The sequence below is a fragment of the Campylobacter showae genome, from assembly GCF_004803815.1.
Lineage (GTDB): Bacteria > Campylobacterota > Campylobacteria > Campylobacterales > Campylobacteraceae > Campylobacter_A > Campylobacter_A showae.
Genome location: NZ_CP012544.1, coordinates 147,185 through 157,572 on the forward strand (window position 1 = coordinate 147,185; position 10,388 = coordinate 157,572).

Below are 10,388 nucleotides of genomic sequence, written 5' to 3' on the forward strand. Positions count from 1 at the left end.
TTATACAAAAATTTTGTTTGTAATATTTGTTACAAATAAAGTCGGCTATTTTACTCTTATTTACACGAAAAGTCAAATTTTAGAGAGTAAAATTTAGCGTTTCTTTACGCCGTGCAAAAACATATCTATGCGTGTTTTTACGTGCTCTTTACGCTCTTCTGCACTTAGCGTTATGTCCTCGTTTAGCAAAATAGCATTATAATGATAAGGTTCTCTAACGACTGCGGCAAACGCCTTGGCTGCGACGTAAGGAGAGATACATGGATTTAGTTGGATTCTTATGTCTTCACGCTCGAAAAAATCTATTAAAATTTTATCGATTTTGCTTAAAATTTGATCCAAAAACTCTTTGCCCAAAAGTCCGTCGTTTTTTGCGCCTTCGCTCATCATTACTCTTGAGATTAGCGTGGTTTTCTTTTCGCAGATGATGTCGAAAAATATCATCGCGAATTTGGTTAAAAAATCATCCAGCTTATGCGATAAATTTAGATCGATTTTCTCGTCTATCTGTGTCCTAAAGTCGTCAAATCCACGCTCTACGATGGCGCGAAAGAGCCCTTCTTTGTTTTCAAAAAATTTGTAGATGCTCGCCAGCGACCCGCCGCTTTTTTGATGATATCCGTTAAACTCGTGTTTTCGTAGCCGTTTTCGAGGAAAATTTCAAGTCCGGCTTGGATGAATTTCTCTTTTCTCTCGGCGCTTCTTTGCGTGATTTTCCCGTTCATTGCATACCTTTAAAAATTAAAATTATAATTTAAGGATTATACAATAAAAATATGATTTTTAGTCCCTCGGGTATGCAAAAATAGTCTCCCTTGCGATGTTAATTTTCTCTTTTTCGTCTGCGGCATAGGCGCGTATAGTTATCTTTGCATTTGCGTTTTTACCGGGTCTAGCGGCATTTTTAGGAGCCGTTAATACGACTACGATTTTCTTCTTTTCGCCCGCGTTTAAGGCAATGTTACTTTTTGGGCGTTTTATTTTGATATCGGCATCGTTTGCGCTAACGTCAAAGTAAAACTCATGCGCGTGCGCGTCGGTGTTTTCAAACAAAAACACGTAAGCGTTTTCGATCTCGCCGTTTTTATTTACCTTATATAGCTCGCTCGTGCGGTTGATATTTAGCAGCATGTTTTCTTTTTTGGCGCTCATTAGCGCTAGCGCGGTCGCGGCGATAGCGATGGCGGCGCAGTAGCCGACGGTTTTAAAGCGCAAATACCGCACCTTTTGCTTGGTTTTTAGCGAATTTGAGCTCGTCCAGCTAATTAGACTAGGCAAATTTAGCCCGGACATCGTTTTCGTGCAGGCATCTACGCACTCTAGGCAGTTTATGCACTCTAGCTGCATGCCTTTTCTGATGTCGATGTGCGTCGGGCAAATTTTCACGCAGGCTTCGCAGCCGGTGCACTCGTCTTGCGGCCCCGGCGGTTTTTTCCACAGTTTGGTTTGCCCCTCAAAAATTTTACCGCCCCGCGCCTCGTCGTAGATGACCTGCATGCTGTCGTTATCTATCATCACGGACTGCACTCTAGCGTACGGACAGACGTAAATGCAAAAATTTTCGCCCAAAAACGCTACGTCAAATATCAAAAACACAGCGATAACGATCCAAGCCCCGAGTAAAATTTTATGTTCGGCCGGGTCTAAAATTTGAACTAAAAAATCCTGTGGCGGGACGAAAAACCAGAGAAAATTCGCCGCCGCGACAAAAGCTAAAACGCTCCAGATCGCCACTGCGAGCGCATTTTTGACGCCGCCCTCGGCCTGCGTTTGCTTATTTGAAACGCTCTTGCGGATCTTTAAAATTTTAGTTTGTATAAGGTCGCGGTAAATCACGCGAAATATCGTCTGCGGGCAGCTCCAGCCGCACCAGACGCGGCCGCCTAAATTCGTCATAAAAAATATAAAAATAAAAAAGATGATGAGCACGAAAGGCATCAAAAACAGCTCTTGGACGTTAAATTTAGCAAAAAACAGATGCAGCTCGCTGCGCTCGAAGCTTAGTAGGAAAAATTGATTTCCGCCGATAGATATAAACGGTAAAATAAGCACGGTACAGGTTATCAGGATGTAGGCGATATAGCGTTTGCTGGCAAATTTGAAATATTTTTTATACTCTTCTTTAGTCATAATTCATCCTGATTACAAAGTAGTGATAATTTTTATATGGATTATAGTTTTAATGCAATTAATTTTTTATAAATTCTCAAATTTACTAAATTTCTGCTATAATCGCCGTCTATTTTAATTGAAAGGTGGTGAGGACGTTGCCTGGTATTAAGGTACATCCTAACGAGTCTTTTGACGAAGCTTACAGAAAGTTCAAAAAGCAAACCGACAGGAATCTTGTCGTGACTGAAGTTCGCGCAAGACGCTTTTTCGAGCCTATGACCGAGATCCGCAAAAAACAAAAAATCGCGGCTCGTAAGAAAATGCTTAAACGTCTATATATGCTTAGACGCTACGAGTCAAAGCTCTAACCAAAAGGGTCGCTTCGGCGGCCTTTTTTATTTAAACTCCCGTTTAACTCGCATCAAAGCCAAAATTTGCCATAATCTACGTCAAATTTAACGATCAAAGGAAAAATATGTCCAAAGTGCCCGTGAGCGAGGCCGCGGAAATCTTAGGCGTAACCAAAGAAGCCGTCTACAACCGCATTCGTCGCGGCACGTTAAAAACCTTTGAAAAAGACGGTGTAAAATACGTGGTTTTGGATGGCTACGAGCCTCAAACCGCGCCCAAAACTTCAAAATCCGCTAAAAGCTCAGAGTCAAAAAAAGCCGCTAAGGCCGGCGAATTTGACGTGAACGAATTTCTACTCTCGCAAATTAGCGAACTAAAAGAACAAAATCAAAATTTGCAAGCCGATAAAGATAGGCTTTTTCGCGAAAAAGAGCAAATTTTGCTAAATAATAAATCCGAAATTGCTCAAATTTACCGCGAAAGAGACGAGAAGTTAAGAGGATTTTTAAGTATGCTGGAGCGTCCGCTCCTGGCTCGTCAAAACGGCGAATACGTAGCCCCAATCGACGTCGAATTCGTCGAGAGTGAGTCTGAAAGCGAGGGCAAATGGACGAGCCTGGCCGAGTTTTTAAAATCGCAAAATCTAAGCGGCAAGAGCCTAAAAAAAACGCAAAACAAAATCATAAAAAACATCGGAAAATCAAAATTTATCAAATTTAAAAAAGGCGTGATAATGGTAAAAAGCAAGAAAATTTCAAAGGAGCTAGATAAAAAATGAGAGTTTTTAAGCATATCAAAAAAGTAGCCAGCTACGCTGCCGTGGGCGGTTTTGGCGCGGTGGTAGCGGCCGGGTTGGCAGGCTGCGGCAGCAGCGATAACGGCGGCGAAAGTAGCGCGCTAAACGAAGCGGCGCAAAAAACGGGAGCGTTTGTCATCATCGAGGAGACTGCGCCGGGAAAATATAAAGTCCTAGAGGAGTACCCAAGCAGCGAAACGCGCGTCGTGCTAAAGGATATCAACGGCACCGAGCGCGTGCTGAGTAAAGAGGAGATGGATAAGTTAATCGCCGAGGAAAACGCTAAAATCGATGCCGGAACATCGAATTTAACCGGCTCGAACGCTCAAAACGCGCAACTTTCAAGCGGCGGCATGAGCCTTGGCGAGACGCTTCTAGCCTCGGCTGCGGGCGCGATCATCGGTAGCTGGATCGGCAACAAGCTATTTAACAACCCGGGCTATCAGTCGCAGCGCCAAAGCGCGTATAAAAACCCAAGCGCGTACTCAAGGAGCGTAGATAGCTTTAACAAAGCCAAAGCCGCTAGCTCGGCGGGTAAACCAAGCGGCGGAAAGAGCGGATTTTTCGGCGGTTCAAGCTCAAGTTCAAGCTCAAGTTTCGGAGGATAAAATGATAAATTTAAAAAAAATCGAACCGCTAAATAGCGAATTTTTAAGCGAGATCGGCTTTACGTGGCACACCGATCCAGACGGCAGCGACTACGTAGCAGACGAACTAGTCGAGGTTAGCGAGGCGCAGGCCGAGGCATACTACAACGCCGCAAACGAGCTATACGATATGTTCGTCGCAGCCGCCCAACACGTCATCGATAACAACCTCTACCACGAGGTCGGCATCCCGTTTAATCTCGTAGATCTCGTGCGCGAAAGCTGGGAAAACGACGTGCACTGGCATCTTTACGGTAGATTTGACCTAGCCGGCGGACTGGATGGCAAACCGATAAAACTCATCGAATTTAACGCCGACACCCCGACTGCGGTGTTTGAGACGGCGATCATCCAGTGGGCGGCGCTCAAATTTAACCGCATGGACGAGAGCGCGCAGTTTAACGACCTTTATGACGCGCTAAAGCAAAATTTTAGACGCCTAGTGACGCTAGATGAGGAGACGGAGAGCTTTAACGAGCACTATGAGGGCTGGAAAATTTTATTTAGCTCGGTGGCCGGTAGCAGCGAGGACGAACAAACTGTGAAGCTACTGCAATATATCGCCGAGGAGGCAGGCTTTCACACGGCGTTTGCTTACGTCCACGAGGTCGTATTTAACGACGAGGAGGGCGTATTTTTTGACGGAGAAAACTACGAGTACTGGTTCAAACTCGTGCCGTGGGAGGACATCGCCGTAGAGGAAGGCGAGCTAGCCATAATCCTAAAAAACATCGTCCAAAATCAAAAAGCCATCATCCTAAATCCCGCATATACGTTGCTTTTCCAAAGCAAAGGTATCTTGAAAATTTTATGGGATCTATATCCGAATCACCCGCTCTTGCTTGAGGCTAGCGACAAGCCGATCGCGGGCAAAAAATGCGTGAAAAAGCCGGTTTTCGGCCGAGAGGGTGCGAACGTGAGCGTGATCGAGGCTAACGGTAGCGTGAGCTCGCAAAACGGCGGCGACTACGGTCAAAACCGCGCGATCTATCAGGAATTTTACGAATTTAACAAAGACGCCGCCAGCAATAGCTACCAAGCCGGCGTATTTTTCGCCTACGAGGCGTGCGCGCTGGGTTATCGCAGAGGCGGTGAAATTTTAGATAACTACTCCAAATTCGTGGGGCACTTTATCAAATAAGGATGCAAAATGAAAATAGTCTGCCTCGATGCCGCGACGCTTGGAAGCGACGTAAATTTGGACGTTTTTAAGCAGTTTGGCGAATTTAAAAGCTACCAAACAACCGCCGCAAACGAGCGCGTAGAGCGGCTAAAGGGCGCGGACGTCGTTATCACGAACAAAGTCGTGATCAACAAAGAGACGATGGATGCGTCAAATTTAAAGCTAATCTGCATAAGTGCAACTGGCATGAACAACGTCGATCTCGCGCACGCCGCAGCAAAAGGCATCGCGGTAAAAAATGTCGCGGGCTATTCCACTGCCAGCGTCGTGCAGCATACGTTCGCTTGCCTTTTTGCGCTGACAAATCGCGTCAAATTTTACGACAACTATGCGCAAAGCGGTGAGTGGGCGAAGAGCGAAATTTTTACGAATCTAGACCGCAGTATCGGCGAGATCGCAGGCAAGAGCTTTGGCGTCATCGGCCTTGGCGAGATCGGCAGAGGCGTGGCGCGCATAGCAGCGGCATTTGGCACGAGAGTGAGCTACTACTCCACTAGCGGCGCAAACGCAAACGCCGAGTTTAAAAGGCTAAATTTGGGCGAGCTTCTAAGCGGCTGCGACATCGTGAGTATCCATGCTCCGCTAAATGAAAAAACGCGAAATTTGATCGGCGAGCGGGAGTTAAATTTGATGAAAGAGGGCGCCATACTGATGAACTTCGGTCGTGGCGGCATAGTGGACGAGAGCGCCGTAGCCCGCGCGATAGATGGGCGAAATTTACGATTTGCCTCGGATGTGCTGGAGACCGAGCCCATGCGCGCGGATCATCCGTTGCTTCGTATCAAAAATAAGGAAAATTTGATACTTACTCCGCACGTAGCGTGGGCGAGCTATGAGGCTAGAGAGCGGCTCGTGGCGATGATCGCGGAAAATATAAAAGAATTTTTGAAAGGATAAAAATGGCAACTGAGCATAGTTTTGATATAAGCGCGGCGGTCGATATGATGGAGGTCAAAAACGCGCTGGAGACGGCTAAAAAAGAGATCGCGGCGAGATATGATTTTAAGGGGCTTGCGGCCGAGGTGGAGCTAAACGAAAAGGAAAAAATCATCACGCTTCTTAGCTCTAGCGACAACAAAATCGACGCGCTAAAAGACATCGTCATCTCAAAACTCATCAAGCGAAATATCCCGCCCGTGGCCGTGACTGAAAGCAAACGCGAAAGTGCTAGTGGCGCAAATTTAAAGGCGACGCTAAAACTAAACGACACCTTAGATAGCGAAAACGCGAAGAAAATCACCAAAGCGATCAAGGACGCAAAGCTAAAAGTAACTGCGGCGATCCGCGGCGAAGAGGTGCGAGTAAGCGGCAAAAGTATCGATGATCTGCAGGAGTGTATAAGGCTTGTGAAGGGGCTTAATTTAGAGCTACCGATTAGCTTTAAAAACTTAAAATAGCGGGCATTTTCGCTTCATTATGCGTCGTTGATTTAAATTTTCGCTCGGTCATTACCCACTCGTTAACTCCCGTCGCAAAATTTAAATCGCCTCGCCTAATTTTGCGAAACAGTTGCTTTATTTTTTCATTCAAAATTTAGCGGTTCGTCAAATTTAACGTATTTAAATTTTAACTCTTAATCTAAAAACAAAGAAGGATAAAATGGGCTTTTTTAAGAAAATTTTCGGCAAACAAGTCGATCTGGGCGAGCAAATGCCGATTTATTTCGCAAGCAACGAAGAGGACTATATGCAGCGCTCATTCGAGCAGGCGCGTGAGAGTTTTAGGTATTTTTGGCGTGAGCTTTACTGGGAGCGCCACAGGGTCGTGCCAGGGCTTGATTTCGCGATGGTTAAAATTTGCTTTTTAGACGTAGTGGACGGCGAGGAAGTGGGTGAGCATATGTGGATAAACGACGTGGATTTTGACGGCGAGACTATCTCTGGCACGCTCGTAAACGAGCCTGACGCCGTGCAAAACGTAAAAAACGGCGATCGCGTGAGCGCAAAGATAGACGAGATGAGCGACTGGATGTTTGCGGTGGGCGGACGCGCGTACGGCGGCTTTAGTGTGCAGGCGATGCGCTCACGTATGCAAAAGGGCGAGCTAAAAGAGCACGATAAAGCATGGGGGCTTGATTTTGGCGATTTTAACGATATTTTGGTAGTTTACGAGCAAAAAGAACACCCGGAAAATTTGATCGAGCACCCGATGTGCAAAAATGTACGCGAGAAGTTCGAGCAATACGTCAAAGAAAACCCAAGTATCCTCACGGACGCCGATGAGCTCGGATTTACGCAGCTGCACCACGAGGCGCTCGCGGGTAATCTAACGCTCATAAACATACTGCTGGCAAACGGCGCCGACAAAAACGCGCGCACGAAAAGCGGTAAAACTGCGGCTGATTTTGCCGAGCATTTGGGCTGGAGCGAAATCGCAAAGGTGCTTAGATAACTAAATTTATAAATTTTAAATAAGATAGGTAAAATTTGAGCTACCAAGATATTTTAAACCAAAAAGACGAGAGCATTAAAAACGCTAAAAAATTTGTAAATTTCTTAAAGGCGAGTTTTTCATGTTGCGAGATAAGAAATAGTAAACAAGCGCGTTTGATCGCTCTTTTAAATGAAGAGAGCGATCTTTTTGGTAGGCTAAATAGGACAAATTTTGCTGAAATTTCAAAAAGACTCGTCGAGATAAAAGAGCAGATCGTTCTTATTGTCTTAGACATAAAAGACGAGATCAAAAAAGACTTTAGCGAGCAAAACTATGAATTTTACAAAAGAGCGCTATCAAAGGAGTCAGACGAGCTTGAAAAGGTCAAAAACGAGCTACTTTTAAACTCATTTTTCGAGAGTCGTTTGAGTGAGCACTCGGCAAATTTAAAGGCAAATTTCATAAAAGAGTGCGTTGCTTTTTTCTTTAGGCATTCAAATTTCATCGTGCCGATTATTAGTGTGCTTTGCTACTTTTTGTATTTTGGCTCCGAGATCGGATATTTCCCGAGCTTAGATAGTTCAGAGATGATATTTACGGGCATTTTGCTCTTTTGCGCTACCGCATTTGTCACCTTTTTTGAGATATTAGTCCTGGTTTTTATCTCATTTTTATACCAAAAAGACGATAAAAAGTACAAATTTAAAAAGCCAAAATTTCTATTTTTTTATAACTCAAATTTCATCTACGTTTTAACGCTCGTCTCATTTGCCGTTTTAGCCCTTGCAGCCTTCAAGCTAAACTACGGCTGGGGCGCTATTTTATCGCTATTGTTACTCTCCTACGCCGGAGTAAATTTGGCAGTTTTCTTTAAAGATAGACCAAATTTTATCATCTATCTTTTGTCGTTTCTCATGATTTTACTCTTTATCATTTCGGTTGTTATCTCAAAAAATAGCGAATTTTTGGCGCTTTGGATGCTATTTTGCTCATTCATGCTCTCGTTTATGCTAGGCGTTTCAAGCATCAAAGAAACCAAGGACTTTTCGTTTGTATTTTACGCTGCACTCACTCTTATGATAGTTTCAAACTCGCTTTTGTTTATCAAATACTCAGCCAAAATATTTAATATAGGCGATGTGGATTATAAATTTCTACTAGTTGATAAAAGTGCGCTAAATGCCCTACCAAAGTCTCTTTGCAAGGCGAAAGGCAAAGATCAAAGACCTTGTGAGATAGATGAAAAGACGGTTAAAATTTATGGCATTAAGTCGCTTTGCAATATCGGTAAATTTTACTATCTGCAGGCAAAAGACGGAGTGAAATTTGAGCTTGACTCGAGCAAGATCATCTCAAGGGCTAAGGAGTAAAATATTCAAGCTTATGGATAAAATTTAACGAAATACAACAAAAAGATATATAAGCTCACCCGTAAATTTCTCCGGCAAAATTTACGTAAAATTTATTTAAATAGGTTAGGCTAGGGCCTTAAAATTTTATTTTAAGCAAAACCTAAGTAAAATACGCGATAAAAATTAAGAAAAGGAATTAATTGTGGGATTTAAGAATATTATAGAAAAATTTGCGGTAAATTACGCTCATAATTCTATTCAAAAATCACTATACAACGAATTTAACATAGATATTTTGACCACAACTTACACAAAAACTCCAAAAAAATATAAAAAATACATGCTCTACGCTCACGTGCCGTTTTGCCACACTTTTTGCCCGTATTGCTCGTTTCACAAGTATCACTACGAACAGGAGCTTGCGAAAATTTACTTTGAAAATTTACGCGAGGAGATGAGGCAGGTAAAAGAGGCCGGCTTTGACTTTAGCTCGCTTTATGTCGGCGGCGGCACGACGCTTATCAACGAACCCGAGCTTGAAAAGACGCTAAAACTTGCAAAAGAGCTCTTTAGTATCGAAGATGTCTCGGCAGAGAGCGATCCAAACCATATCTCGCCGGAGAGTTTAACCCGTTTTGACGGGCTTATTGACCGCTTAAGCGTAGGCGTGCAAAGCTTTGATAACGAGACGTTAAAAAGAGTCGGCAGGTATGAGAAATTTGGCTCTGCAGAAGAGACGAAAAGAAAGCTCGAGAAGGCTCTTGGCAAGATCCCGGTTATAAGCCTAGATCTCATATTTAACCTGCCAAATCAAACAAAAGAGCAGCTCATAAACGACATAAATGTCGCAAAATCGATCTCTCCGCAGCAGATCACCTTCTATCCGCTCATGAAATCAGAGCTAACAAGAGAGAACATCGCTCGCTCGCTCGGCGTCTCAAACGTCGATAACGAGCGCGAATTTTACGAGATCATCGTGAGCGAATTTGCTAAAAGCGGCTACAGACAAAGCAACGCTTGGGCATTTTCAAATGAAAAAAGCGCAGGCCTTCGCGACGAATACGTGGGCTCAAATTTAGAGTACGTTGGTGTTGGCAGCGGTGCGTTTAGCTTCCTAGACGGCGAGCTAGTTATAAACGCCTTTAACCTGCTTGACTACGGCAGAAAGGTCAAAGATAGACAAAGTCCGGTCATCGCAAAATGCGCATTTAGCAAAAAAGAGAGACTAAAATATACGTTTTTAACAAGGCTTTTTGACGGCGCAGTCGATATCAAAGCCTACAACGAACAAAACGATGCGAACATCAACAAAGACCTATTTGTCGAGCTTAGCTTGCTAAAGCTGGTAAACGCGATCTACGAAGAAAACGGCGTCATAAAGCCGACGTTTTTTGGCAAATACACCTGCGTCGTGCTCATGCGTGACTTTTACGCGGGCATGGACAAAGTGCGCGCGATATTTAAAAACGACGCGAAGATCAAACGCAGCAAAATTTTGCGCATAATGAGCGAAGACACCGAGCAAAAATTTGAACAAAATATTATCCAGCCGCGAGCCGCTATGTAATTTCGGG

At 44.0% G+C, this 10,388-nt stretch carries 12 protein-coding genes; 9 read left to right on the forward strand and 3 right to left on the reverse strand.

Translation table 11 applies throughout. The features are described 5' to 3' along the window. Positions 1–93: 93 nt before the first annotated feature. The 3 genes from CSHOW_RS10335 to ccoG form a co-directional block, all read right to left on the reverse strand. A complete protein-coding gene (locus CSHOW_RS10335; protein WP_002949381.1) occupies positions 94–444 on the reverse strand; it encodes a TetR/AcrR family transcriptional regulator C-terminal domain-containing protein in 351 nt (116 codons plus the stop codon). 92 nt (positions 445–536) lie between these two features. After that, positions 537–725, reverse strand: a complete 189-nt coding sequence (locus tag CSHOW_RS10340) for a TetR/AcrR family transcriptional regulator (RefSeq protein WP_002949380.1) — start codon at positions 723–725, stop codon at positions 537–539. Between the two features lie 58 nt (positions 726–783). After that, positions 784–2,130, reverse strand: coding sequence for a cytochrome c oxidase accessory protein CcoG (gene ccoG, locus CSHOW_RS00750; RefSeq protein WP_002949379.1), 1,347 nt, complete (start codon positions 2,128–2,130; stop codon positions 784–786). Between the two features lie 137 nt (positions 2,131–2,267). Between ccoG and rpsU the strand changes: the two genes are divergently transcribed. The 9 genes from rpsU to CSHOW_RS00795 all read left to right on the forward strand — a co-directional run bounded on the left by rpsU (position 2,268) and on the right by CSHOW_RS00795 (position 10,381). After that, complete coding sequence (rpsU, locus tag CSHOW_RS00755) at positions 2,268–2,480, forward strand: 30S ribosomal protein S21 (protein WP_002951513.1); 213 nt, start codon at positions 2,268–2,270, stop codon at positions 2,478–2,480. Between the two features lie 107 nt (positions 2,481–2,587). Further along, entirely contained in the window at positions 2,588–3,241 is a 654-nt protein-coding gene (locus CSHOW_RS00760) for a MerR family transcriptional regulator (protein WP_002949378.1), read from the forward strand. Further along, positions 3,238–3,867 (forward strand): UPF0323 family lipoprotein, encoded by a 630-nt coding sequence (locus CSHOW_RS00765; RefSeq protein WP_002949368.1) that lies wholly within the window; start codon positions 3,238–3,240, stop codon positions 3,865–3,867. Before CSHOW_RS00760 ends, CSHOW_RS00765 begins: the two co-directional genes overlap by 4 nt. Before the next feature lies 1 nt (position 3,868). Further along, positions 3,869–5,047 carry a glutathionylspermidine synthase family protein gene (locus CSHOW_RS00770; RefSeq protein WP_002949366.1) on the forward strand — a complete coding sequence of 393 codons (1,179 nt, stop codon included), beginning with the start codon at positions 3,869–3,871 and terminating at the stop codon, positions 5,045–5,047. 9 nt (positions 5,048–5,056) lie between these two features. Beyond that, positions 5,057–5,986 (forward strand): D-2-hydroxyacid dehydrogenase, encoded by a 930-nt coding sequence (locus CSHOW_RS00775; protein WP_002949363.1) that lies wholly within the window; start codon positions 5,057–5,059, stop codon positions 5,984–5,986. 2 nt (positions 5,987–5,988) lie between these two features. Then, entirely contained in the window at positions 5,989–6,486 is a 498-nt protein-coding gene (locus CSHOW_RS00780) for a YajQ family cyclic di-GMP-binding protein (RefSeq protein WP_002949361.1), read from the forward strand. A gap of 202 nt (positions 6,487–6,688) precedes the next feature. After that, complete coding sequence (locus CSHOW_RS00785) at positions 6,689–7,480, forward strand: DUF2314 domain-containing protein (RefSeq protein WP_002949358.1); 792 nt, start codon at positions 6,689–6,691, stop codon at positions 7,478–7,480. 35 nt (positions 7,481–7,515) lie between these two features. After that, the gene (locus CSHOW_RS00790; protein ID WP_002949357.1) at positions 7,516–8,832 is read left to right on the forward strand and encodes a hypothetical protein; all 1,317 of its coding nucleotides are present in this window, start codon (positions 7,516–7,518) and stop codon (positions 8,830–8,832) included. Positions 8,833–9,016: 184 nt separating this feature from the next. Beyond that, positions 9,017–10,381 carry a coproporphyrinogen III oxidase family protein gene (locus tag CSHOW_RS00795; RefSeq protein WP_002949356.1) on the forward strand — a complete coding sequence of 455 codons (1,365 nt, stop codon included), beginning with the start codon at positions 9,017–9,019 and terminating at the stop codon, positions 10,379–10,381. Positions 10,382–10,388 lie beyond the last annotated feature (7 nt).

Bases quoted from the DNA above. Each gene is read 5' to 3' on its own strand.
- CSHOW_RS00775 (WP_002949363.1), top strand. From the start codon at position 5,057: ATGAAAATAGTCTGCCTCGATGCCGCGACGCTTGGAAGCGACGTAAAT.
- CSHOW_RS00785 (WP_002949358.1), top strand. From the start codon at position 6,689: ATGGGCTTTTTTAAGAAAATTTTCGGCAAACAAGTCGATCTGGGCGAG.
- CSHOW_RS00760 (WP_002949378.1), top strand. From the start codon at position 2,588: ATGTCCAAAGTGCCCGTGAGCGAGGCCGCGGAAATCTTAGGCGTAACC.
- CSHOW_RS10335 (WP_002949381.1), bottom strand. From the start codon at position 444: ATGATATTTTTCGACATCATCTGCGAAAAGAAAACCACGCTAATCTCA.
- CSHOW_RS00780 (WP_002949361.1), top strand. From the start codon at position 5,989: ATGGCAACTGAGCATAGTTTTGATATAAGCGCGGCGGTCGATATGATG.
- ccoG (WP_002949379.1), bottom strand. From the start codon at position 2,130: ATGACTAAAGAAGAGTATAAAAAATATTTCAAATTTGCCAGCAAACGC.
- CSHOW_RS00765 (WP_002949368.1), top strand. From the start codon at position 3,238: ATGAGAGTTTTTAAGCATATCAAAAAAGTAGCCAGCTACGCTGCCGTG.
- CSHOW_RS00770 (WP_002949366.1), top strand. From the start codon at position 3,869: ATGATAAATTTAAAAAAAATCGAACCGCTAAATAGCGAATTTTTAAGC.
- CSHOW_RS10340 (WP_002949380.1), bottom strand. From the start codon at position 725: ATGAACGGGAAAATCACGCAAAGAAGCGCCGAGAGAAAAGAGAAATTC.